Origin of the sequence: Bradyrhizobium iriomotense (genome assembly GCF_018129405.1) — a bacterium.
Classification (GTDB): domain Bacteria; phylum Pseudomonadota; class Alphaproteobacteria; order Rhizobiales; family Xanthobacteraceae; genus Bradyrhizobium; species Bradyrhizobium iriomotense_B.
On the sequence record NZ_JAFCLP010000021.1, the window covers coordinates 88,138 to 111,599 of the forward strand.

Annotated in this window: 16 protein-coding genes; 8 read left to right on the forward strand and 8 right to left on the reverse strand. The window is 66.2% G+C overall.

What is annotated here, in order from left to right; translation table 11 throughout:
• Positions 1 to 33 precede the first annotated feature (33 nt).
• The 3 genes from JQ592_RS31325 to JQ592_RS31335 all read right to left on the reverse strand — a co-directional run bounded on the left by JQ592_RS31325 (position 34) and on the right by JQ592_RS31335 (position 5,337).
• Positions 34 to 984 (reverse strand): DUF6492 family protein, encoded by a 951-nt coding sequence (locus JQ592_RS31325; protein ID WP_211406594.1) that lies wholly within the window; start codon positions 982 to 984, stop codon positions 34 to 36.
• Between the two features lie 94 nt (positions 985 to 1,078).
• Positions 1,079 to 1,873, reverse strand: coding sequence for a protein-L-isoaspartate O-methyltransferase family protein (locus tag JQ592_RS31330; RefSeq protein ID WP_211406595.1), 795 nt, complete (start codon positions 1,871 to 1,873; stop codon positions 1,079 to 1,081).
• Positions 1,870 to 5,337 (reverse strand): ATP-binding protein, encoded by a 3,468-nt coding sequence (locus JQ592_RS31335; protein ID WP_211406596.1) that lies wholly within the window; start codon positions 5,335 to 5,337, stop codon positions 1,870 to 1,872. Before JQ592_RS31335 ends, JQ592_RS31330 begins: the two co-directional genes overlap by 4 nt.
• 136 nt (positions 5,338 to 5,473) lie before the next feature.
• Between JQ592_RS31335 and JQ592_RS31340 the strand changes: the two genes are divergently transcribed.
• From JQ592_RS31340 to JQ592_RS31355, 4 genes are all read left to right on the forward strand, one after another.
• Positions 5,474 to 11,914, forward strand: coding sequence for a non-ribosomal peptide synthetase (locus JQ592_RS31340; protein WP_211406597.1), 6,441 nt, complete (start codon positions 5,474 to 5,476; stop codon positions 11,912 to 11,914).
• Between the two features lie 142 nt (positions 11,915 to 12,056).
• Positions 12,057 to 12,224 (forward strand): hypothetical protein, encoded by a 168-nt coding sequence (locus JQ592_RS31345; protein WP_211406598.1) that lies wholly within the window; start codon positions 12,057 to 12,059, stop codon positions 12,222 to 12,224.
• Positions 12,225 to 12,473: 249 nt separating this feature from the next.
• On the forward strand, positions 12,474 to 13,205 hold the full coding sequence (locus JQ592_RS31350) for a 4'-phosphopantetheinyl transferase family protein (protein WP_211406599.1): 732 nt from the start codon (positions 12,474 to 12,476) through the stop codon (positions 13,203 to 13,205).
• Positions 13,202 to 14,182 (forward strand): LLM class flavin-dependent oxidoreductase, encoded by a 981-nt coding sequence (locus tag JQ592_RS31355; protein WP_211406600.1) that lies wholly within the window; start codon positions 13,202 to 13,204, stop codon positions 14,180 to 14,182. Before JQ592_RS31350 ends, JQ592_RS31355 begins: the two co-directional genes overlap by 4 nt.
• 210 nt (positions 14,183 to 14,392) lie before the next feature.
• Here the strand turns inward: JQ592_RS31355 and JQ592_RS31360 are convergent, their stop codons facing one another.
• The 3 genes from JQ592_RS31360 to JQ592_RS31370 all read right to left on the reverse strand — a co-directional run bounded on the left by JQ592_RS31360 (position 14,393) and on the right by JQ592_RS31370 (position 18,526).
• Positions 14,393 to 15,418, reverse strand: a complete 1,026-nt coding sequence (locus tag JQ592_RS31360; RefSeq protein WP_211406601.1) for a histone deacetylase family protein — start codon at positions 15,416 to 15,418, stop codon at positions 14,393 to 14,395.
• 140 nt (positions 15,419 to 15,558) lie between these two features.
• The gene (locus JQ592_RS31365; RefSeq protein ID WP_211406602.1) at positions 15,559 to 16,497 is read right to left on the reverse strand and encodes an SMP-30/gluconolactonase/LRE family protein; all 939 of its coding nucleotides are present in this window, start codon (positions 16,495 to 16,497) and stop codon (positions 15,559 to 15,561) included.
• The gene (locus tag JQ592_RS31370) at positions 16,454 to 18,526 is read right to left on the reverse strand and encodes a PQQ-dependent sugar dehydrogenase (RefSeq protein WP_211406603.1); all 2,073 of its coding nucleotides are present in this window, start codon (positions 18,524 to 18,526) and stop codon (positions 16,454 to 16,456) included. The genes JQ592_RS31365 and JQ592_RS31370 overlap by 44 nt, the downstream gene beginning before the upstream one ends.
• Before the next feature lie 197 nt (positions 18,527 to 18,723).
• Between JQ592_RS31370 and JQ592_RS31375 the strand changes: the two genes are divergently transcribed.
• Together JQ592_RS31375 and JQ592_RS31380 are read left to right on the forward strand one after the other, a co-directional pair.
• On the forward strand, positions 18,724 to 18,957 hold the full coding sequence (locus JQ592_RS31375) for a DUF6894 family protein (RefSeq protein WP_211406604.1): 234 nt from the start codon (positions 18,724 to 18,726) through the stop codon (positions 18,955 to 18,957).
• 10 nt (positions 18,958 to 18,967) lie between these two features.
• On the forward strand, positions 18,968 to 19,144 hold the full coding sequence (locus tag JQ592_RS31380; RefSeq protein WP_020608040.1) for a hypothetical protein: 177 nt from the start codon (positions 18,968 to 18,970) through the stop codon (positions 19,142 to 19,144).
• 81 nt (positions 19,145 to 19,225) lie between these two features.
• Here JQ592_RS31380 and JQ592_RS31385 read toward each other — a convergent pair whose 3' ends face one another.
• On the reverse strand, positions 19,226 to 19,999 hold the full coding sequence (locus tag JQ592_RS31385) for an enoyl-CoA hydratase-related protein (protein WP_211406605.1): 774 nt from the start codon (positions 19,997 to 19,999) through the stop codon (positions 19,226 to 19,228).
• A 117-nt stretch (positions 20,000 to 20,116) separates the two neighbouring features.
• Between JQ592_RS31385 and JQ592_RS31390 the strand changes: the two genes are divergently transcribed.
• Both JQ592_RS31390 and JQ592_RS31395 read left to right on the forward strand, forming a co-directional pair.
• Positions 20,117 to 21,706: a gamma-glutamyltransferase family protein gene (locus JQ592_RS31390; RefSeq protein WP_211406606.1), complete on the forward strand. Its 1,590-nt coding sequence runs from the start codon at positions 20,117 to 20,119 to the stop codon at positions 21,704 to 21,706.
• 190 nt (positions 21,707 to 21,896) lie between these two features.
• The gene (locus JQ592_RS31395) at positions 21,897 to 22,127 is read left to right on the forward strand and encodes a hypothetical protein (protein WP_211406607.1); all 231 of its coding nucleotides are present in this window, start codon (positions 21,897 to 21,899) and stop codon (positions 22,125 to 22,127) included.
• 51 nt (positions 22,128 to 22,178) lie between these two features.
• On the opposite strand, the gene JQ592_RS31400 is transcribed toward JQ592_RS31395, so the two are convergent.
• A complete protein-coding gene (locus JQ592_RS31400; RefSeq protein WP_211406608.1) occupies positions 22,179 to 23,462 on the reverse strand; it encodes an NAD(P)/FAD-dependent oxidoreductase in 1,284 nt (427 codons plus the stop codon).

Sequence of the window (23,462 nt, forward strand, 5' to 3'; positions counted from 1 at the left end):
AACGTGTCTTGGAAGGCTAACGCGTCTTGAAGGCTAGCGCGTCTTGGGCGTCTCGAACGCTTGTGTGTCTCCGATCTGATCGGGGGCCAGGCTCGGACTGCGCCTGTCGGCCGAGTTCAGCCTGAAGACGTCGCGGATGTCCTCGATCGAGGTCGACGAATAGGACTGGATGCAGAGCGCGACCTGCTCGGGGGAAGCTGCGCGCATCATCGCTTCGATCGCGGGACGGTCGAGGCGGGTGTCGTCCCAGTGCGACACCGCGATGCTGTCTTCCGTCACCCGATGGGCGGCCAGATGTTTCGGCGAACTGGCGACGAAGTTTCCGTAGAGCAGATACTCGGAAAATTTCTTCTTCCGGCACAGTGCCAGAGCCCAGCTGAGGCCGGTCGCCGACTTGATGGCGTCGGTCATCGCGCGCGCGGCATCCTTGTCCCAGACCAGCGCATTGCCGACATAGTCGTCGGCGGGGAACGAGCGCTGCTTGACACCGAGAAGCTGATCGACGGTGTTGAGCCACAGCACATGCAAGGGGTGGTCGGCGTCGATCCCCTTGCGCGTGACGAAGAGCGGCGTCTTGTCGCCGCCGGCATACTGGCCGACGTCGAATTCGCGGAAGAACAGATTGTCCGAGTCCAGGATGCAGACGCGCTGCTCGGGCGCGTTGAGGACGCCGGCGATCTTCAGGATCTGCTGGATGTGCCAGCCATGCACGGGCGACGACAGCAGCGACAGCCAGACGCGTCGCTTGCTGATGAACTGCAGCGCCGGCGGCAGGGCGAACAGCCATTTCGGCAAGTATCGCGAGGCCGGAACGATGACGCGCTTGTCGGACGCGAAGCGCGCAAACAGCGGCACGTCCTCATCGTTAACGAGAACATAATGCCGCGTGTATCCCGAAAGCCAGGTGTCGATGCTCTCGCTGAGCAGCGAAAAGCGTTCGATATCCTTGGCATAGCTGGCGGTGAGCAGGGCAACGGAATGCATGGGCGCGCTCGAATGGCGATCAGGCCGCACTCATAGCCGCACTGCGAGATGCTGGAAACTCACAAACGGAATCAAGGTAAAATGAAACGAAGAATTAGCCATCCGACGGCAGCCCCTGCTCGAGCCCGCGAAAGCGCAGCGGCGCCAGGGCTGAGGCGCGCTGCCACCAGTCGGCGACGCGGTCGTCGAGCGCGGTCACGCCGCGGCCCTGGCCGGGGAAGATCCGGATCTGCTGCACCGCCTCGGCCTCGAAGCCCTTCGCCCTCCGCGTGATCTTGATCACCGCGCCTTCGCGGTCCCGCTGGGTCAGCGGCACCAGAAGGCGGCCGCGCGGGCGCAGCGACTGGAGCCAGAGCGGATGCGGGTACGGGAAGCCGGCGTGGACGATGATGACATCGACGGACTCGTCGAGCGCTTCACAGCCGTCACCGTGAACGACCTCAACGTTGCTATATGGGTGAAGGTAATTCGTAGCCCGGGCCGCGAGCCGCTCGTCGCATTCGATCGCATGCACCCTGCCCTTTGGTCCTACGATTTCTGACAGCACCGCCGAGAAATAGCCGAGGCCGCAGCCGATCTGCACGACACGGTCGCGCTCCCTGATGTCGAGCACGTCGATCAGATGCGCCCACAGGCTCGGCAGGCCGGTATCGAGCTGGCGGCGTGCATCGATCGCGACCAGCACATTCTCATAGAGATGAACTGGATCGGCATCCGGCGTCAGCCGGTAGCTGCGAGCCGCCTCGCTCTTGATGCGCCAAGGGCCTCTGCCCAGAAAATCCTCGCGCGGAACGGAGGCGAGCGCGTCGAGCAGACGCTTCGAGGAAATCCGCTCGCGCCTGGCAATCAACTCCACATAGCGCGCACGCGCGGCGGCAAGATCGCTCATCTCGCCGCATCGGCCTGTTCACGAACCGGCGCGTCCGCGTCGAGTTCGTTGACCAGCTGCATCGCCTGCTTGAGGTCCGGCGTGTAAAAACCCTCGCTGAACCTGTTGACGATCGGCACGAGCAACAGACGTGCGTGCTCACGCTTGCCGGCCTGGTGCGACAGGCGTGCCAGGCTGACGGCGGTGCGAAGCTCCCAGGACAGCGCACCCTGCTTGCGTGCGACCTCCAGCGACTGGCCGAACAGGTCCTCGGCCTCCTGCACCGAGGCCGGATCGCCCCCCGACAGGGTGATCTCGCCTTGCAGGCGATAGACCTCGGCGAGGTAGGAATGATCACCGGTTCGTCGCGCGGTCGCGAGCGCGCCGTCCAGCGCGCGCAAGGCGGCATCGCGCATCCCGACCTTGGCATAGGCTTCGGCCAGCAGGCAGCGGAACCAGCAGCCTGCGAGCCAGGAATCCATCGCCTCGTATTCGTCGAGGCCGAAGCGCATCTGGCTGAGACCTTCGTCGGCCTCGCCGAGCTGCGTCAGCGCCCATCCGCGCAGGATCGCCGCCTGCTGCTTCCAGTGCAGGAAATTGTGCTCGGTGGCGATGATCATGGCGCGGTTGGCATGATCGCGCGTGCCCTCGACGTCGCGCAAATGCTGGCAGAGATAGGCGCCGAACACGAGCGCGAAGGCGAGCGTGAAAGGATGGCGGATCTTCTCGGCATTGGCGATCGCCTGCTCGCTGTGCTGGCGCGCCGCGTCGGGCCGGCCCAGGAACCAGAGCAGATAGCCGAGATAGGACAGCGAGACGACACCGGGATCGGTGCCGTGCCGCTCCATCAGATCGGAATGCAGATCGGGGCTGTAGAGATTGATGCAGCGATGCAGATGATGCTGCGAGGCGGCAAAGCGGCCGCGATAGAGCATGGTCATCGCGATCGAACGGTGCGCCTCGATCAGATAGCCGGTCTGCTGGGCCGGCTGCGACCGCTCGTTGAGCCGCTGGCGCTTGGCGAATTTCAGGAGCTCGACGCTGAGATCGTGCGCGCGGGTGAGATCGGCGCGGATGAAATGGCAGACCCAGAGGCCGCGGGTCGCGGCGAAGGCCTTCTCGTCGTCGTCGAGCTGCTGGCCGAGCTCGAGCGCGCGGATGTAGTTCTCCTCGACCTCCTGCACCGCATATCCCTTGGCCGCGATCAGCGCGTTGCCGAGCGCGATGCGCAGCTCGAGCTCCATCTCGTCGGCGCCCTGCATGCGCGCGTTGGCCTGCACGACGCTCAAGCCCCGGCGCAGATGGCCGATCGCCTCCAGATTGGCGCCGCTCCTGGCCGCCTGCTTGCCGGCCTTGAGCCAGAAGCTGGCGGCGCCCTCGCTCTGGCCCGATTCGGTGAGGTGATGGGCCAGCAGCTCCGGCTCGCGATCGGTCTTCTCCGGATACATCTCGCTAAGCACCTGCGCGATGCGCGCATGCAGCTTGCGGCGCTCGCTGTGCAACAGGCTCGCATGCGCGGCATTCTGGATCATCACGTGCTTGAAGGAGTAGAGCGCATCCGGCGGATGACCACGCCGCATGACCAGCCCGGCCTCCTCCAGATGGTTGAGCGCGGCCTCGATCTGCTCCGCCGGCGTGTTGGCGACGGCCTGGAGCGTCTCGTAGGAGAACTCGCGGCCGATGGTGGCGCCGATCTGCGCGATCCGTTTGAATGGGCCCATCCGGTCGAGCCGCGCCATCAGCGAGTCCGTCAGCGTTGCCGGGATCGCCAGCTGCCGCCACGGGCCCGACAGCACGTAGCGTCCGTGCCGCTCGGTCAGGAGATTGGATTCCAGAACGGTCTTGGTGAGCTCTTCCAGAAACAGCGGCACGCCGTCGGTCTTGACGATGATCTCCTCGACGACCTCCTTGGGAAGCTCGCGGCCTGCAACGCGCTCGACCAGCGTCGTGCGCAGCTGCCGGCTCAGGCGGTTGAGCACCAGGGTGGTGATGTGCGAATGCGCGCTCCAGCTCGGCTGGAATTCGGAGCGCGCGGTGATGATGGCCAGGATCGGCCGGTTCTGCACCTGGTCGACGAGCAGGTCGATCACCTCACGGGAGGTCGGGTCGATCCAGTGCAGATCCTCGAACGCGATCACCAGCGGCATCTCGCGCGCGAGGCCGAGGAAGTGATTGACCAGCGCCGCGACGGTCGCATCCTTCTGCTGCTGCGGCGACAGGTCGAGCGGCGGATAGCGGCCTCCGGTCGGTATCGACAGCAGCGCGGCAAACAGCGGCGTGACCTGCTCGATGTCGCCATGCGCGGCGGCGATCGCGGTCTCCAGACTCGCCAGCGACAGTGCGGAGGCATCCTCGCGGTCGAGCCCGAGGGAGAATTTGAGCTGTTCGGCGAACGGATAGAACGCGGTGGAGGTGTAGTAGGGCGAGCACTGGAACGAGACCTGCGCATGCCGGTCGCCTGATACCCGCTCGAAGATTTCCTGGATGATGCGCGACTTGCCGATGCCGGGTTCGCCGAACTTGACGACGACCTGGCCATCGCCGTCCTTGGCCTGCTGCCAGCGACCCATCAACAGCGCAATCTCCTCCTCGCGGTTGACGAGCGGCGTCAGCCGCGCGCCCATCGCGGCGGCGAAGCGGGTCTCCACCCGCGAGGCGCGCACCACGTGCCAAGCCTGCGTTTTCTCCGAGATGCCCTTCAGCGCATGGACGCCGAGACTGCGGTAGTCGAACTTCCCCTTCAGCAGCGATTGCGTCGAGGCGGAAATCACGACGCCGTTGGGCGGCGCCAGGGCTTGCAGGCGCGCGGCGAGATTGACGGTTTCACCGACCGCGGAGTCGCGCTCTTCGGTGCCTTGCCCGACGAGGTCGCCGACTACGACGAGGCCGGTCGCGATTCCGATGCGGACGGCGGGCGAATGGCTGAGCGCGCCGCGCGGCTCGATCGCGCGCGCGGTCGACAGCACCCGCACGATCTCGAGCCCCGCACGCACCGCGCGCTCGGCGTCGTCCTCATGTGCGGTCGGATAGCCGAAATAGACCAAGATGCCGTCGCCGACGAAACGGGCGGCAAAGCCCTCGTAATGCTTGACCACGCGGACGCAGGTCTCGCGAAAGCTCGCGATCATGTCGCGCACGTCTTCCGGATCGAACTGCACCGAGAGCGAGGTGGAATCGACCATGTCGCAGAACATGGTGGTGAGCTGGCGCCGTTCGGCACCAACCTCCGCCCGGGTCTGCGGGCGTGCCGCCGCCGGAGCCTCCGCCGTTTCAGCCTGGAATAGCGCCGCCATCGCCCGCTGGAGCCGCTTGCGATCGCCAAGCGGCAATCCGAGCTCGACCAGATCGGATTCGGTGAGATCCCCCAAGACGTCGAGATCGAGGCGGTGCTGTGCGAAAAGATCGGAATAGTGGCCGAGGCCGACGCCCTCGAGCCAGCGCTTCAGCCCACCTTCCGTTGCCGTGCCCGGCTCATTCTCCAGCATGGTGATTCTGCCCGACCTTCACTCCGTCGAAGGGCTTTGGGGCCCCTCAACCACAGATTTTGGGGCCCGAACTTCACCTCAGACTGGACGCGTTCCCTAACTCTTGGGAAGAATAGCCCAATCAGATCAAAAGGGAATGGCATTGTCGGACATTGCATCCGGAGCGGGATCGGTCGGCGCGAACCAGGAAACGAAGTCCTTTTCCCATATCGGCGGCCTTCTCGACTTCTACGCCCGCAGGATTCCTGCGGCGCCCGCTATCCTCGCCCCTGGCCGGCCGGCCCTCACCTATGGCGCGCTTGGCGAGCGGACGCACGATCTCGTGCGCACGCTGCGCGGGCTCGGCATCGCGCCTGCGGACAGGATCGCCGTTGCGCTGCCGCGCGGGGCCGACAGCGCGCTGGCGCTGATCGCGGTCGCCTCGAGCTGCGCCTGCATCCCCGTCAATCCCGACCTGACCGCGGACGAACTGCAACGCTATTTCAGCGAATTGAAGCTGACGGCGCTGGTCACCCGCGCCGACATGAACTCGCCCAGTCGCGACGTCGCCAAGACGCTCGGTATCGCTGTGATCGATTTCGTGCCGGGGCCGAAAGACGATCTCGGCGGCTGCATGTTCATCGGCCCGACCGTCGGGCCGACGAGCACGAGCGGCGCCTCGCGCGGCGACGACGATGCCTTCATCCTCCTGACGTCGGGCACGGCAGCGCGGCCGAAAATGGTGCCGCTGACGCACCGCAACGTGTGCCTCTCTGCCTATAATGCCGGCCGCGTGCTGGCGCTCACGTCGCATGATCGGCTGCTCAATGTCCTGCCGCTGTTTCATGCCCATGGCTTGATCTCCGGCCTTCTGACCGCATTAGCGGCGGGCTCCAGCGTGATCTGCACCGACGGCTTCGACGCCTTGTCCTTCTTCGGCTGGATGCGGGAGCTGCAACCAACCTGGTACACGGCGGTGCCGACCATTCATCGCGCGCTGCTGACGGCGGCGGAAGCTGGCTCGGACCGCATCCGGGCCTCGTCGCTGCGCGTGATCCGCTCGGCCTCGGCCTCGCTCGCGCCCGCGATCCTTTCCGGACTGGAGGCGACGTTCGGCGTTCCCGTGCTCGAGACCTACGGCATGACGGAGGCGGCCTCACAGATCGCGGCCAATCCGTTCGAGCTGCGCAAGATCGGATCGGTCGGCCGCGCCGCGGGGCCCGAGATCGCGATCATGGATGAGGCGGGCCGGGCGCTTGCGAGCGGCGAGCACGGCGAGATCGTGCTGCGCGGCGCGAACATGATGCGTGGCTACTATAACGACGAAGCGGCGACGCAGGCCGCGTTCCGCAACGGCTGGTTCCGGACCGGCGATCTCGGCTATCTCGACGCCGACGGCTATCTCTTCATCGTCGGCCGCATCAAGGACGTCATCAACCGCGGTGGGCAGAAGGTCTCGCCGCTCGAGGTCGAGGACGTGCTGCTCGGGCATCCGGCAGTGCTGGAGGCCGGCGTGTTCGCCGTCCCGCACCCGAAGCTCGGCGAGAACGTCGCCGCCGTCGTGGTGCTGCGGCAAAATTCCGAGGCGAGCTCGGACCAGCTGCGCCAGTTCGCGCGAAAGCGCCTTGCGGCCTACAAGGTGCCGAGCCTGATCCGCAGCGTGGCCGCGCTGCCGAAGGGCGCCAGCGGCAAGGTCAAGCGCAATGCGCTGGCCGGTTTGATCGCGGAGACGGCGGATGCCGGCGAGACGCGCCTGCCGCGCAATGCGCTGGAGACCCAGCTCGCCGCGATCTGGGCCGGCCTCCTGGAGCTGCCGCAGGTCGGCATCGATCAGGACGTGTTCGCGCTCGGCGCGGACTCGCTCGCAGTGACGCAGATGCGCTCGCGCCTGCGCGAACGCTTCAGCGTCGACTTCTCGTTCGAGGACATTTTTGATTGCGCCACGGTCGCGGCGCTTGCGGCCCGGCTGGAGACTGCAGCAACCCGTCGCGAAGCGCTGCCGGCCTGGCACCAGGCCGCAGCGGCGACAGCGGACGCGCCGCTGTCGTTCCAGCAGCAGCGGATGTATCTGCTCTCGCGGCTCGACCCCACCCGCTACAATTACAATGTCGTCGAAATCGCAATGCTCAAAGGCGCGGTCGACGTCGCCGCACTCTCTGCGAGCCTCACCGCGATCTGCACGCGTCACGAGGCGCTGCGCTCGGTCTTCATCGAACGGCAGGGCGAGCCGGCGCAGCGCGTGCTGCAATCCCCGCCGCAGTTCGAGCGGATCAAGCTCAAGCCCTGCGCCGCGGACAAGCGGGCGGCAATCATCCGGCGTGAGGCGCTCAAGCTCGCGCAATACAAGTTCGATCTGGCGCACGAGGCGCCGCTGAAAGTTACACTGCTGTCGTTCGACAAATCCAGCCACGCGCTGGTCGTCAACGTCCATCACCTCGTCACCGACGGCTGGTCCCAGCGGCTGTTCTGGGAGGAGCTCGCCGCCCACTATGCCGCGGCACAAAAGAAGGACGTGGCGGCGCTGCCCTCGCCCACCTTCCAGTATCGCGACTTCGCGCTCTGGCAGCAGGGCTGGGCGCAGACGCCGGCAGCGAAGGAGCAGCTCGATTACTGGCGGGCGCAGCTCGACGGGGTCACCACGCTGCCGCTGCGGACCGACCGGCCACGGCCGGAGGTCTGGAGCGGTCATGGCGCCCGTCACTATTTCGAGTTCTCCAGCACGCTCTCGGGCGACGTCCGCGCGCTGAGCCAGGCCCAGGGCGTCACGCCCTTCATGACGCTGCTCGCGGCCTTCCAGTGCCTCTTGTTCCGCCACACCTCGCATGAGGATGTTGCGACGGGATCGCTGATCGCCAACCGCAACCAGATCGAGAGCGAGCGCCTGATTGGACTGTTCGCCAACACCCTGATCCTGCGCAACGATTTTGGCGGCGATCCAAGCTTTGGCGAGATGTTGCGACGGGTGCGTCAGGTGACGCTGGATGCCTACCGCAACCAGGACCTCGCTATCGAGGAGGTGCTGCGCGCGCTGCAGATCGCACGAAGGACGGACGGCAATCCGCTGTTCCGGATCATGTTCATCCTCCAGAACGCCTCGATCGAGGCGGCACGCTTCCCGGGCCTGTCGACCCGGCGGCTGGAGGTGGACCCGAAAGTGGCGCGGTTCGACATCACGCTCGAGCTGGTCGAGGCCGACGGGCGGTTCACCGGTTTCTTCGAATACGCCACCGACCTGTTCGACGCGGCAACGATCGAAGGCATGGCCGCGCAGTTCAAGACGTTGCTCAAGGCCGTCATCGCAGATCCCGAACAGCGCATCTCGCGCCTGCCGCTGCTGACCGAGGCCGAACGCCGGCAGCTGCTGGCGAAAGGCCACGGCGTGCCGGCCAACTTCGCCACGCGCGGCAATCTGAGCGAACGCTTCGAGCGCCAAGCGAAGAAGACGCCGAACGCGATCGCGGTGTCGGACGGAAGCGCATCCCTGAGCTATCGCGAGCTGGCGCGCCGCAGCCAGGCGATCGCGCGCTGGCTCCTCCGCGAGGGCGTCGGGCCCGAGACGGTGGTCGCCTTGCTCGCCGGGCGCGGCCCCGATCTGCTCGCCGCCATGATCGCGGTGCAGCGCGTGGGCGCGGCCTTCCTGAACCTCGATCCAGACCAACCGACCGCGCGACTGGCGACCATCCTCGGATCGAGCTGCGCCCGCGTGCTGCTGACGGGGCGCGCCCAATCGGCGATGGTCGAAGCGCTGCTCGAACCCCTGGTCGAGCGCATCCAGGTGGCCGAACTCGAGGACACTATCGCGCCAGGGGTGACCAAGCCGGCCCGGGCCGCGCGGCGCGCAGCCTCGAGCCTTGCCTATCTCATCTATACGTCCGGCTCCTCCGGCGCGCCGAAGGGCGTCATGATCGAGCAGCGCGGCCTGTCGAACCATCTGGCCTCGCTGATTGCCGAGCTGAAGCTGTCGCCGAAGGACGTGATCGCGCAGACCGCACCGCAGAGTTTTGTGATTTCGGTCTGGCAATTCCTTGCCGGGCCGATGGTCGGCGCGCGTGTCCATGTCTGCGGCACCGCGATCGTGCAGGACCCGATCCTGCTCGCGCGGGAGATCGAGCGCGAAGAGATCACGGTGCTGGAAATCGTGCCGTCGCTGCTGCGCGTGATCCTCGACCGCATGGACGAGGCGCAGGTCCAGCGTGCCTTTGCGAAATTGCGGCTCCTGATCTCGACCGGCGAGCCGCTGCCTGTCGATCTCTGCCGCGCCTGGTTCGCCCGCTGCCCGAAAGTGCCGCTGATCAATGCCTATGGGGCGTCGGAATGTTCCGACGACGTGTCGCTGCATCGCCTGACCAAGGCGCCGGCGATCGCGACGGGCAACGTCCCGGTCGGCGCGCCGCTGCCGAACACCCAGCTCTACGTGCTCGACGCAAACCTGCAGCCGCAGCCGGTCGGCGTGACCGGCGAGCTCTGCATCGGCGGCGCCGGAATCGGCCGCTTCTATGTCAACGATCCCGCGCAGAGCCGGCAGCGTTTCCTGCCCGATCCATTTTCGCGCCAGGCCGGCCGCCGGCTGTACCGCACCGGCGATCTCGCCCGCCGCCGCGCTGACGGCACGATCGAATGCCTCGGCCGCGCCGACCATCAGGTCAAGGTCCGCGGCTACCGCATCGAACTCAAGGAGATCGAGAACGCGCTTACCGACCATCCGAGCGTGCGCACCGGCATCGTCGAACCGCGCCGCGAGGCCGGCGGCGACGTCAGGCTGATCGCCCATATCGTCGCCAGGCCCGGCAGCCGGGTCAGCGCCAGCGAACTGCGCGAATTTTTGAAGAGCCGGCTGCCCGGCCATGCCATCCCGTCCGCCTTTTTGTTCCTGGACCAGGTGCCGCTCAATGCCCACGGCAAGATCGATCGCTCCGCGCTGCTGGCGCCCGCACAACAGGATGCCTCCGAGCCGGATGCGGCCGTGCCGGCACGGCGTTTCACCGAAAAGGTGCTCTCCGACATCTGGATCGACCTGCTGAAGGTCGAGGGCATCGGAGTGACCGACAATTTCTTCGATCTCGGCGGCCATTCGCTGCTGGCCGGCCAGGCGATGGCGCGCGTCGCCCGTGCGCTCGGCGTGTCGCTGCCGATCAAGACCATTTTCGAGGCGCCGACGGTCGAAGAGCTTGCCCGTCGGGTCGACGAGGCCGTGGCGGCGAAACCGCACAAGCCTGCCGCAAGCGTGTCGCGGCTGATCGCAAGCGGGCCGCCGACGCTCTCGGTCGCACAGGATCAGATGATTCGCATCGAGCAGAACCTGCCGCACCTGCCACTGTTCAACCTGCCCTTTGCCTTTCGCCTCCAAGGCCCGCTCGAACCGGCGATCCTCGCGCAAGCCTTCGGCGACATCGTGCGCCGCCACGAATCGCTGCGGACCGGTTTCGGCTGGAACGGCGACGAGCCCGTCAGCCGCATCGCCACTCCCAGCGAGCTCGGGCCGGTGCTCACCGTCGAGGTGATCGGCGACGGGCGGCCGCACAACAACAAGCGGCGCAAGGCGCTCGAACTCAGGAAGATCGATCTGCTGATCGAGCAGGAGACCTATACCCCGTTCGACATCGCGCGACCGCCGCTGCTGCGGGCGCGGCTGTTACGGCTCCATGCCGACGACCACGTGCTGCTGCTGACGCTGCATCATGCCATTGCCGACGGCTGGTCGATCGGCGTGCTGTTCGAGGAATTGTCCAGCCGCTATGCGGCGCTGGCCGGGCGCCCCGCAGCACCGCTGCCCAAACCGCCGCCGGCCTTTGCCGAGGTCGCGCGCTGGCAGCGCTGGTGGTGCGGCACCGACGCCGCCCGCCGCCAGGCCGCCGACTGGACGGAGAATTTACGCGGTGCGGCTGCGATCTTCGAGGGCGAAGCGGCGCCCGGCGCGTCCACCGGGCACCATCCGCTCGGGCTCGAGCCCGACCTGATCGCGCGACTCACGGCGTTCGCCGGTCAGCACAACGGCACACTGTTCATGTGCCTGCTGACTGGCCTGAAGGTCCTGCTGCTGGCGCGGACCGGCCGCACCGACATCTCGGTCGCCACCGCCATGGCCAATCGCGCCCAGCCGGACACCGACCGGATCGTCGGCCCGTTCGAGAACACGGTGATCGTCCGCACCACAATCACGCCGGATCTGTCGTTCGCGCAGGCCCTGAGCCGGGTGCGCCAGAGCGTGCTCGACGCGCATGCACGGCAGGAGCTGCCGTTCAACATGCTGGCCGACCATCTGGAGCGGGAGGGGATCGACCCGGCCGCGCTGCTCCAGGTCTATTTCACGCTGCAGAATCCGCTGCGCCAGCCGCTCGACCTGCCGGAGATTGCGGTGCAATCGATCGGAAACGTCGCGCGCGAGGGCCAGCCGGTGCTGCCGATCGACCAGACCTGGCTGTCGCTGATGCTGAAGGAGCGTCCGACCGGAATCACCGGTTCATGCAATTACAAGCACGAACTGCTCGACGGCAGCACGGTCCGCACATGGATGGCGGATCTCGTCGCGCTGCTGGAGGCGGCCGTCGACCAACCCGGCACACCACTCGGCCAATTGCTCGCGCGCAAGGCGGCATGACCGGCCGTACACGAGGGCGAATACAGGTTCACTCGTCAAAGCTGTGCATGATCAAGTTGCATCTTGATTATTTGGCGCCACCGCGCAAGATTATTCCCGCCTTTTTGATTTGGACGATTATTTTCAACCGGGGGAGTGCGTTATGGGTTTCATCAAATTTACCAAGGGCACCTCGTTGAGCGACAAGGACCGCAAGGCCCTGCAGAAGCTGCTGACCGACGAGAAGAAGAAGCTCCAGGCCGCGCTGAAGGACGTCGACGCCAGCCTTTCGATGCTGGGCGGGGCGAAGAAGGCCAAGAAGAAAAAGTAAGACTAGTCGGCAGGGACGCCGCACCGAATCTTCAGGCTTCTTTTTTCGGCCTCCGGTTTTCTAAAATTGGGCCGCTCGCTCGTCGAGTTGGGGTCTCGCACAAGCTTGCGCCTGTAAACCGGCCTGCAAATCGACAAGAATTTGCCTGGGTAGACCGTTAAGACCGGTCCGCTTGGTTGATTCTTGCTCAGTTGTTTCTTCCGTCAGAGCCGGGGATTTGGCCTCTGCCTGACGCCAAAGGCCCAATTGATGGCAGACGACAGAATTGAACTGTTTGTCGGACTGATCGCGACAATTGACGCGCCGGGCGCAGCCGATGCGTGCCGACGGCTGCTCTCGGTCGACGAACGGATCCGCGCCGACCGCTTCAAGTTCGAGCGGCATCGGCGGCAATATATTTTCGCGCACGCCATGCTGCGCCTGGCGCTGTCCCAGGTCGCGCCTGACGTCGCGCCCACCGACTGGTCGTTTGGGGCCGGCCGCTATGGGCGTCCGTTCGTCGCATCGCCCAAAACCTCGACCGCGCTGCATTTCAGCCTGTCGCACGCCGACGGCTGCGTCGCCTGCGTCATATCCGGCCATGAGGCTGTCGGCGTCGACGTCGAAACCGTGTCACGGCGTGTCGCCCCGCTTTCCACCGCGAATCGCTTCTTTGCGCCGGAGGAGGTCGAGACGCTGCGCAGGCTGCCGGAGCCGGCGGCGATCGAGCGCTTCTTCGACTATTGGACGCTCAAGGAGGCCTATCTGAAGGCCAGAGGTTTCGGGCTCAACCTGCCGCTCGACGCCTTCGCGATGCAGGTGTCGCGCGAGGCCATCGAGATCAGCTTCAAGCCTGATATCGCCGACGATCCCTCGGGATGGCGCTTCTCGCTGTGCTCGCCCTCCCCCTCGCATCGCCTCGCGATCGCCGACGGCTCCCGGGCGGACGGCGGCCTTCCCATCAGCCGCAATGCCTGGCCGCTCCAGGAAGCGGCTGAATGACGACCTCGCGGCTGCGCGTCTTTCCCGCGATCTCGCGCAACCGCGATCCCAAGCAGTATGTCGGTGAGCTGATGCGGGTGGCAGAGTTCGCCGACCGCAACGGCTTCGAAGGGATTTTGCTGTTCGAAGGCAACGACGTGTTCGTCGAGCCCTGGGCCATGGCCCAGCACATCATGGCGGAGACGACCCGAAGCTCGCCGCTGATCGCGGTCAATCCGGTCTACATGCACCCGTTCACGGCGGCGAAATTCGTCTCGTCGCTGGCGCAGCTCTACGGCCGCAAGGTCTATCTCAACATGATCACGGGGACCGCGGTCAGCGACTTGCAGGGCCTCGGCGACGAGCAGACCCATGCCGACCGCTATGTCAGGCTCGGGGAGTTCGTCGCGCTGATGCGCCAGTTGCTCTCGAGCCCGCGGCCGGTGACTGTCGAGGGCCGGTTCTACCGCGCGAGTCATCTGCAGCTTCGTCCGCGCCTGCCGGCGGAGCTGATGCCGGAATTTTTGATCGCCGGCCAGTCCCAGGCGGCGCAGCGCGTGGCGAAAGAGACCGGCTGCATCAAGATGCAGATGCTGCCGCCCGATCTCGATCGCGGGCTCGACGCGCCAGGCATGAACTTCGGCATCTTCGCCCGCGAGAGCCGCGAGGAAGCGCGGCAAGCGGCGAAGGCACGCTTCCGCGACAACCCCGACGATCGCGAGCTGCTCGCGCTCACCGTGGAGAACAGCGACTCCGTGTGGAAGCGACGGCTGTATGAGGGGCAGAGCGGCGAACTTCAGCCCAACGGCTACTGGCTGCTGCCGTTCCTGACCTTCCAGGCGGACTGCCCCTATCTCGTCGGCAGCTACGACGAGATCGGCGCAAAGCTGAGGGCGTTTGCGGCGAAGGGCCTGACCACGATCATGCTCGACATGGTCGCGGACGAGGCCGAGATGCAGCACGTCTGCAAGGCGCTGGCGGCAAGCGGGATGTTTTGAAGTCTGCCTCTTCTCCCTCGCCCCGCTTGCGGGGCCGCGACGAGCTTCGCTCGCGCTGAGAGGGTCGGGGTGAGGGGGACTCTCCGCGAGGACGGTGACAGTTGGACTCGTGGAGAGTCCCCCTCACCCGGAATTTGCTCACGCAAATTCCGGCCTCTCCCCGCAGGCGGGGAGAGGCGAAGCGTCAGCGTAAAGCGAGAGAGGCGAAGCTCACCTCGCCTCTTCGAACCCGGCCAGCACCGAGGTCAAATTCGCGCCTAAAATATCCGAGAGATAGCCGCCCTCCTGCACGAACACGGTCGGCAGGCCCATCTTCGCGATGGCCTGGCCGATGCGGCGGAAGCCGGGCGTGGTAACGGCAAGGCCCTTCAGCGGATCGTGTTCGGAGGCGTCTAAGCCGAGCGCGATGACGAGGGCACCGGGCGCAAAGGACTCGATCGCCTTGCGCGCGACCTCCATCGCCTGCATGTAGCCGTCGTCACCGGTGCCGATGGCGAGGGGAATGTTGAGGTTGGTGCCGAGGCCCGGGCCTTCGCCGCGCTCATGCGCATAGCCCCACACATAAGGATAGTACGCGACGGGATCGGCATGGATCGAGATCGTGTAGACGTCCGGCCGCGCGTAGAAGATGCCCTGCGTGCCGTTGCCGTGATGGACGTCGACGTCGAGGATCACGACGCGCTCGTGCTTGAGCCGCAGGTGCGCCGCCGCGATCGCGCTGTTGTTGAGGAAGCAGAAGCCGCCGGCCATGTCGCGATAGGCGTGATGACCGGGTGGACGACAGAGCGCATAGGTCGCATCCTCGCCATCCATCACCATTTGCGCCGCCGTGACCGCAACGTCCGTTGCAGCGCAGGCCGCGGCCCAGGTGCCCGGGCCGATCGGCGCCGCGGTGTCGGCGGTGTGCCAGCCGAGCTTGCCGACGATGTGGGTCGGATAGGTCGCGGCGTGGCGCACGGGATGGATGTTGCCGATCATCTCCGGGCCGGAGTCGCCAAGCGCGGTCCAGGCGTCCCAGGCTTCGCTCAGGAACGACAAATATTCCGGACTGTGAATGCGTGCGCGCGGCCCCTGCCCGAACTTGGTCGGCTCGACCAGTTGATGCTTGCCGTCCTTCAGGCCCTTGAGCAGGCGATCGGCGCGCTCGGGCTGCTCGGTGGTGCGCTTGACGACACCGCGGACCAGGAAGAATTGCGGATCGTGGCTGCGGTGCAGTTCGGTATGGACGGCTTTCACTCAAACACTCCGTGGTCGCGTGCTCTTGGGGGATGCCACAGATGTCTTGATGCCTGCGACGGCCAGATGCAAGCAAGAAGAATGCCGTCCTCGCGCCACTGTTCTGCACGGGAAGCAGACCGCCTTTAAGCGGCTCGGGCTCAGCAGCGGCCGCGCTGGAGGCAGTGCTCGCGGCCCTGCTGGTCGGTGCGGAAGGCCTCGATGAAGCCGCCCTGGCGCTGGGTGACGAAGACGGTCTTGCCGTCGCTGCCGCCGAAGGCAAGGTTGGTCGGCTCCTTGGCCCTCAGCGGGATCTCGCGCTCGACCGCGCCGGTCGGCCTCATCAGCGCGATCGTGCCCTTGAGAATGCGCGCGACGTAGAGCCGGCCGGCAACGTCCGTGCGCAGGCCGTCGATGGTGTCGGGCTGAAACGCCTTGACCAGTCTTGCCGCGGTGAGCTCGTTGCCGCTGATCGCATAGGACCAGATCTGGCCGCTGCTGGATTCGCCGACATAGAGCGTCTTGCCGTCAGGACCGAGATCGATGCCGTTGGTGGTGCCCATCGCGCGCGGCGCCGACATCACCTGCCCCTGCACCGATCCATCGGCAGCCTTGGCAATGCGCCAGATGTGGCCTTCCCTGCCCTTCCAATTCGGATCGCTCGCATAGATCGTACCGTCGCGCGCGACGGTAATGTCGTTTGGCTGGTTCATCTCGTCGGAGTGAAACCAGACCACGGGCTCGGTCGCGCCCTTCGCTATCGCGAAGATGTTGTGCTTCTTGTAGTCGGCGATGAACATGGTGCCGCTGCGATCGAAACGGATCGCGTTGCCGACGCTGCCTTCGGGCAGTGTCGTGAACAGCTCCGAGGCGGCGCCGCCCGCGGGCAATTTGCCGATGGTGCCGGGCTTGCCGAGATTGACGACGAACAGGTTGCCGTCGAGATCGGCGGCGGGTCCTTCGATGCCGAAGGTGTATTCGCTGGCGGGCGTCACCTGCACGCTGTCGAACAGTTTTGTTTCGGCAGCGGCAGGCGGCGTCGCGACGAGCAAGATGCTACTGCACAGGCACCAGAAATTCCTGCCGGATGTAATAGCCATCGTCGTCGGTGCACTCGCCGTTCAGATAGGGATCGGCCGGCCGGAAGAATCGGCTGAAGCCGGGTCTGTCTACAGCGCTCCTTTGTGTCACGACGACGACCTTGGCGGCCGGTATTTCGCCGCATTCCTTGTTGGTTTTGCTGAAAAACTTCCGCTGCGGCGGGCCAGGCTTGATCCGCATCCGCGTGCCCGGAACCATCTTGGCGACGAGCAGGTCCGCGGTATCGAGCAGGCGCGTGTAACCGGGTTCGGTCTTCGGCAGGCTCTCGCCGCCCGGCGGCATCAGCTTCTCGGCCCCGAGGCCGCGCAGGCGCGTGCGCAGCCTGCCGGCGTCGGGATCTCCTGGATAGATCCAGCCGTCCTGCGACAGCATGAATCGCAGCACCGTCCTGTCCTTCTCCGCATCCGACTGCCCCGCGTTCAGGCCGAAATCCGAATGGCAACCGACGCAATGCTTCTCGACGAGGCCCTTGCGCAACGTGGTGAGGCGAACGCTGTTCTGTGCATCCCTGGCGACGAAGGCCGCGAGCTGGTCGATCATCGCCGGGCTGCGCGTGTCGCACGGCAGCGGCTGAGGTAGCTCGCCGATGGCGCGATCGATCCGGATCACGGTCTGGTTCTTGTCTTCGACCAGCCAGATCGCGCCGTCCTCCGCGACCGTCATGCCGACCGGCGCGCCTTGCGGCCGCGCGCCGTTGACGCGGTGCCAGCCTGCGATCAACTCGTCGAACGGCGCGGCGGCGACCTCGCCGGCCTCGGTCTGAAAACTGCGCGTCGGATCGGCCGCGCAGCTGACGTGATAGCGCACCGGCGGAGCGCTCGGCCTGGGAAAGCCGTGATCATCGACATCGTAGATGAGGAGACGGCTGCCGGTCGGACGATAGCCGTGCAGGCCGACCAGCAGCTTGCCTTCCAGCTCCGGAAATTTCGCACCGTGGTAATAGAGCATCGCGAGCGGCGCGCCATGCGGCGGCATCAGCGAGAGCGGCGTCTTGTAGAGCGGATTGGCTGAGCAGAGCGATTTGTACGTGCCCGACTGCAGCACGAGCCTGAATTCGGGGCTCGGCGTCGACAGGTCGTAGCAATACGGCCAGCCGTAGTGCTTGCCCTGCTCGATCGCGTTGATCTCCTCGTTCGGCTTGAAGATGTCGGGCAGGTCGCGGGCGTTCTCGCCTTGCAGGAAGGCGTAGCCGGCATCAGGAAAGTTCGGGTGCAGCGCCAGCGCCATCGAGTTGCGCAGGCCGCGCGCGTAGACGGTGTGCGGCGGATCGGGATCGCCAGGCTTCAATGCCGGGAAGACGCCGCCGGCGGGCGGCGCGAACAGCCAGATCGCGGCCATCGCGGAGCCGCCTTCGGCCGCAGCGCAGGGTTTTGTGATCGGCGCCGGCGTGATGCAGTCGTCGCTGTGCGAGCCGACATTGACGAACAGCCGCCCGTTCCTGTCGAACACGAACTGCTTCAGCGGGTGCGCGCTCTCGGCGAGCCTCGTGCCATCAGGCAGCGTGATTCGGCGGCCCGGCATGTGACGGATGATGGTCTCGACCGTACCCCGCGGATTGTCGGCGAGCGGATCGAACCGGAAGATCGCCTCCGCGGTCGAGGCATAGAGCTTCCTGTCCGGACCGATGACGAGGCCGAACGGGTATTCGAGCCCCGTCAGCAGCACCTTGAAGCGCTGCCCCTGGGGCGCATGCGGATCGAGCAGCAGCAGCCGCCCGTCGGTATGGCCCCAGCCGCCCATGTCGGCCACCACGAACAGGTCACGGCCAGGCACCTGGACGATCGAACGCGGGAATTTGAGGCTGTCCTCTTCGCTGGCGACGAGGCCGGCGCAAAATCCCGCCTTCATGTCGATCTGGATCCTGGGAAAAGCGAGGTCGGCGCTGCCGCAGGATTCCGTGCCGACCGCATAGCCGCTCTTCCTGATCGGCTCGGCCGAGGCCGACGCGAAGCCCAGCAACGCCCCGACCAAAACCGCTGCAAGCAAGCGCAAGCTTCGCCGTTCGCTCCCGAATGTGAACTGGTTCACGGTGCCCCCCGACGTCCCGGGGACGCTTGTTCCATGGCGCCTGGGCGCCGTCCAGTCATCACCCGCCTGTGATTAAACCTGTAACGACCTTAGTGCCGACCAATCTCCGTAGATTCCCTTACCGGGCTCGACCCGAATGTTTCGCGAATGCTTGGGGTGGTATCGGTTTGCCGTCCCGCTTTCTACAGGAGGCGCTTATGGTCCAGGTCTATTTTCACTGCTCCAACACCGAGGGCACGCTGATCGACCGCTACGGCGCCGCCGTCGCCAATCTGACCGAGGCGCGCGACCGCGCCGCCCAGATCATGCACTCGATGATCCAGACGCCCGGTGCCGAAGACTGGCGCGACTGGGTGATCCATGTCAGCGATGACGACGGCGAGGAGATTTTCGATCTCCCCTTCACCGCCATGCTCGGCAAGCCGCACTGAGGTCGATGCCATGCTGCTCGCTTCACTGAGCCTGCTCCGCCAGCCCCTGACCTTCGTCGCCAGCAAATGGCAGACGCTGGTGAAGGTCGCCGGCAACCCCTACCGCCCCGAGCTGCACTACATGCGCGGGCCCGGTCCGAAATGGCGCGCCAAATATCAGGCCAGCCGGCTGGACCGCTCGCTCTGAGCGCTTCGGCTAATTTCTGTCTCCTCCTCATCATGGCCGGGCTTGTCCCGGCCATGATGCGTTTGGGGACGGCAGCGCCCTTCACCGTCCCGTAAACCTCGCCTTGCGCTTCTCGACGAAGGCGGCGCGGCCTTCGATGGCATCCGCGCTCTTGCGGATCGTGGCCTGGAGCTCGATCTCGCGGCGGAACTGCGCTTCGTAGGTCGAATGCTCGCTCTCCTCGACCAGGCTGCGGGTTGCGACCAAAGCTCGCGTCGGGCCCTCCGCCAGGCGGCGTGCCAGCACCAACGCCTCGTCCATCAGCTTCGCATCGTCGACGACCTGGCGCACTAGGCCGATCTCCTGGGCGCGTTCCGCCGTCAGCGGCTCGTTGAGCAGCATCAGCTCGAGCGCCCGCTGTCGGCCGACCAGGCGCGGCAGCAGCCAAGTCGAGCCGAGATCGGGCACCAGCGCGATGCGGCTGAATACCTGGATGAAGCTCGCCGAGCACGCCGCAACAATGATGTCGCCGGCCATCGCAAGGCTGAAGCCGCCGCCGGCCGCCACCCCGTTGACGGCGACGACGACGGGCACGCGGCATTCGCGCAGCGCCTTGAAGGCCGGCCAGTAGAACCGCATCACGCCCGCCGCGATGTCCTCGCCGAGCGCCGCGGACGCCTTCAGGTTCTGGCCCGAGCAGAAGCCGCGCCCGGCGCCGGTGAGAATCAGGGCGCGCACGTCCTCATCCTGCGTCATCTCGGCGATGGCAGCGGCGAGCGCGCCAAGCAGGTCCGGCGTCATCGCGTTCAGGCACGCGGGCTCGTCGAGGGTCAGAATCCCGACGTCGCCATCCCGCGCTTGTTTCACACCTGCCATGTCGCGTCTCCCTTTGGATGTTCTCGTTGGCGGCAATGTGCCATTGTCCGCGCGCTCCGCCAATGCGAAGCCTCGACGTCAACGCAACGAAGCCAAGACACGGACCAAGACGACATCATGCCTCACCAGTTCAGCCTCGCCCAAACCGTCCGCAAGCCCGCCGTCAAGTCCAAGAGCGGCATCGTCGCTGCGCAGTCGCGGCGGGCGGCCGAAGTGGGAGCGCAGGTGCTGGCCGCAGGCGGCGATTGCGTCGACGCAATCGTGGCGACCACCTTTGCGCTGAACGTGCTGGAGCCCTGGAACAGCGGTATCGGCGGCGGCGGCGCGATGGTGCTCTACCGCGCCAGGGAAAATCGCTACGAGGTGATCGACTACGGCATGTGCGCACCGCAGAGCGTGCGCGCCACCGATTATCCCATCACCGGAGACCGCGTCGCGTCGGACCTGTTTCCGTGGCCACGGGTGAAGGACGATCGCAACGTTCACGGTCCCGCCGCGATCGCGGTGCCTGGTGTGGTCGCCGGCATGGAAGAGGCGCACCGTCGCCATGCCAGGATGCCATGGAAAGACCTGGTTGCGCCCGCCGTCGCACTCGCCGGCGAGGGTCTGCTGGCTGACTGGTGGACCACACTGACGATCGCGGGTTCGGCTGCAGATCTTCGGCGCTATCCCGCGAGCGCGGCAATGTTTCTGAAGGATGACCTGCCCCCGACCCCGCCCTGGAGCATCGAGGCTGAGACCCGGCTGCCGCAGGACAATTTGAAGGCGACGCTGTTGCACCTCGCCGAGGCCGGCCCGCGCGATTTCTACCAGGGCGATCTCGCCAAGAGCATCGCATCCGACATCAAGGCCGATGGCGGCTCGCTGTCGGTGGAGGATCTCGCAGCATTCCGCAGCCATCTGCGCGAGCCCCTGGCGATCCCCTATCGCGGCGGCAAGGTGTTTGCGACGCCGGAACTCACGGCCGGGCCGACCATGGCGCATGCGCTGCGCCTGCTGCAGGAAAACCTGAAGCCGTCAGGCACGCCCGACGCTGCCGCCTACGCCGAATATGCCGCCGCGCTGCAAGCCGCCTATCGCGAGCGGCTCAAGGACATGGGCGATGCCGACGGCAAGCGCTCACTCGGCGCGGAATATCTCGCGCCCGCCTGCACCACGCATTTCTCCGTGGTCGACCGCGACGGCAACATCGCGGCTGTGACGCAGACGCTGCTCTCGTCCTTCGGCTCGAAATATGTGACGCCGCACACCGGCATTCCCATGAACAATGGCATCATGTGGTTTGATCCGACGCCGGGCACCACCAACTCGCTGGCTCCGGGCAAGCGCTGCCTCACCAACTACACGCCCGTCATCGCCGAGACCAAGGACGGCAAGCGCCTTGCGGTCGGTGCCTCCGGCGGCCGCCGCATCCTGCCTTCGGTCATGCAACTCGTGTCCTTTGCGATGGATTTCGGCATGGACCTCGATGCCGCCATCCATCAGCCCCGCATCGATTGCAGCGAAGGCGCGATCGTGCTCGGCGACACGCGGCTGCCGGCGGATGTACGTAAGGCTCTCGCGGCGCGCTTCGATTACAAGGAGGCGCCGGTGCAGACCCTGCCGCAGAAGTTCGCCTGCCCGAGCGCGGTGATGCGCGACGGCGAGCTCAACTCCGGTGCAGTCGAGATCTTCCAGCCCTGGGCCGATGCGGTGGCGGAGGCCTGAGTCCGTTTGACGAAAGAGCGTGCCAGTGAATCGCGGGCACGTCGCAAGCGAGCAGGTGCTAGCATGCGTTGAGCCGATGCGCGATCGCGCACCTCCGCGAGCGTCACGACTCCTCCACATTTGCAGGGAACTTAGCTGCACGTCGTCCGTTCATTGAACGGACAAGTGCGCTCGCCCTACTGGAGGACACATGAAGAAACTTGCGCTCGCCGCGTCGCTGATCGTTGCAGCCGGCCTTACACTCACCAGTCCTGTGCTGGCCAAGGGAGGCCATGGCGGCGGACACGGTCATGGTCACGGTCATGGCCATTCGATGGGCCATCATTACCATGGCACGCCGCCCGGATGGTCGCATGGACGCAAGGTCGGCTGGCGCGGATACGGGTGCCCGCCCGGGCTGTGGAAGCAGGGCCGCTGCTGACGCAATCTGCAATTCCTGCAAGGCGCCGCCCCTGACAAGGCGGCGCCTTCTTCATATGCCGAGCCGGTCCCGCACGCGGCCCGCGATCACCGCCGTCGTCACGCCGACCGGCCAGAACGCATGCATCGGAATCGGCTTGATGCCTGATATGGGCATGTCGATCTCGGCCTTGACGCCACCGATCAGCCGGCGGGCGAGTTGCGCGCCCATCGCGGTCGAGAGCGCAACGCCGCGGCCGTTGCAGCCGAGCGAGATCAGGATGCTTTCCGCGGGCTCGTGCACGTGCGGATAATGATCCCCGGTGATGGCGAGCCGGCTGTTCCAGCCATGGGTCCAGGCGACGCCCTTGATCTGGGGCCACAGCCTCTCCGCATAACGCATGAGATAGGCGACGTCGTGCGGCGAGTTGATCCAGCGCATCGGGCCGCGGCCGCCCATCAGCAGGCGGTTCTGCTGATCGATGCGGTAGTAGACGGTGATATGGCCGCTCTCGTAGAGCACGGGACGCGTCGGCATGATCGAACGGGCGACCTCGTCGGACAACGGCGCGGTAGCGGCGATCGAGGAAAACACCGGCACGATGGTGCGGCGGAGCGCCGGCCAGAGATCGTCGGTGAAGCCGTTGGTCGCAAGCAGCACTTTGTCCGCATGCACGACCGCGCGCGGCGTCTCGATACGCCAGCGCACACCGTCACGGCGCAATGACAGCGCCGGCGTCTCGCCATGCACCTTCGCGCCCGCGGAGATCGCGGCGCGTGCGAGGCCACGGGCATAGCTGAGGGGATGCAGGTCGCCGCCGCGGGCATCAAGCATGGCGCCGACATAGCGGTCGGTGCCGGTCATCTCGCGCAGTTGCTCGCGGTTCAGATACGTCACGGGCATGCCACGGCGGATGCATTGCTGCGCGGTGGTTTCGATCGCAGCAGCGCTGGCCAAATGATAGGCCGCGCGCAGCGTGCCGTTCTGCCGCGCGTCGCACGGGATCTGGTAGCGGCGGATCAAATCGTGCGTGAAGTTCGTCGTGCCGTAGGAGAACTCGATCATGCGGCGGCCGAGCTCAGCGCCGAAATCCGCTTCGATCTGATCGGGGTCGTGCTTCAATCCGGGATTGGTGTGGCCGCCATTGTTGCCGGATGCGCCCCATCCCGGCTCCTGCGCCTCCAGCACCAGCGCCTCGACGCCCTGCTCGGCGAGATGCAGTGCCGTGGACAGGCCGGTGTAGCCGCCGCCGATGATGGCGACGGACACGGTCTTGTCGACGTCGAGCGGCGGCGTCGCGACCGGCGCGACCGCGGTGTCGGCATAAAGCGAGGGCGGCAGAGGCAGGCGCGTCAT

What these genes read in the sequence shown, in the direction of transcription:
- JQ592_RS31325 (WP_211406594.1), bottom strand. Translation starts at nt 984, where the DNA reads ATGCATTCCGTTGCCCTGCTCACCGCCAGCTATGCCAAGGATATCGAA.
- JQ592_RS31345 (WP_211406598.1), top strand. Translation starts at nt 12,057, where the DNA reads ATGGGTTTCATCAAATTTACCAAGGGCACCTCGTTGAGCGACAAGGAC.
- JQ592_RS31355 (WP_211406600.1), top strand. Translation starts at nt 13,202, where the DNA reads ATGACGACCTCGCGGCTGCGCGTCTTTCCCGCGATCTCGCGCAACCGC.
- JQ592_RS31335 (WP_211406596.1), bottom strand. Translation starts at nt 5,337, where the DNA reads ATGCTGGAGAATGAGCCGGGCACGGCAACGGAAGGTGGGCTGAAGCGC.
- JQ592_RS31365 (WP_211406602.1), bottom strand. Translation starts at nt 16,497, where the DNA reads ATGGCTATTACATCCGGCAGGAATTTCTGGTGCCTGTGCAGTAGCATC.
- JQ592_RS31330 (WP_211406595.1), bottom strand. Translation starts at nt 1,873, where the DNA reads ATGAGCGATCTTGCCGCCGCGCGTGCGCGCTATGTGGAGTTGATTGCC.
- JQ592_RS31395 (WP_211406607.1), top strand. Translation starts at nt 21,897, where the DNA reads ATGAAGAAACTTGCGCTCGCCGCGTCGCTGATCGTTGCAGCCGGCCTT.
- JQ592_RS31400 (WP_211406608.1), bottom strand. Translation starts at nt 23,462, where the DNA reads ATGACGCGCCTGCCTCTGCCGCCCTCGCTTTATGCCGACACCGCGGTC.
- JQ592_RS31350 (WP_211406599.1), top strand. Translation starts at nt 12,474, where the DNA reads ATGGCAGACGACAGAATTGAACTGTTTGTCGGACTGATCGCGACAATT.
- JQ592_RS31375 (WP_211406604.1), top strand. Translation starts at nt 18,724, where the DNA reads ATGGTCCAGGTCTATTTTCACTGCTCCAACACCGAGGGCACGCTGATC.
- JQ592_RS31380 (WP_020608040.1), top strand. Translation starts at nt 18,968, where the DNA reads ATGCTGCTCGCTTCACTGAGCCTGCTCCGCCAGCCCCTGACCTTCGTC.
- JQ592_RS31390 (WP_211406606.1), top strand. Translation starts at nt 20,117, where the DNA reads ATGCCTCACCAGTTCAGCCTCGCCCAAACCGTCCGCAAGCCCGCCGTC.
- JQ592_RS31385 (WP_211406605.1), bottom strand. Translation starts at nt 19,999, where the DNA reads ATGGCAGGTGTGAAACAAGCGCGGGATGGCGACGTCGGGATTCTGACC.
- JQ592_RS31340 (WP_211406597.1), top strand. Translation starts at nt 5,474, where the DNA reads ATGGCATTGTCGGACATTGCATCCGGAGCGGGATCGGTCGGCGCGAAC.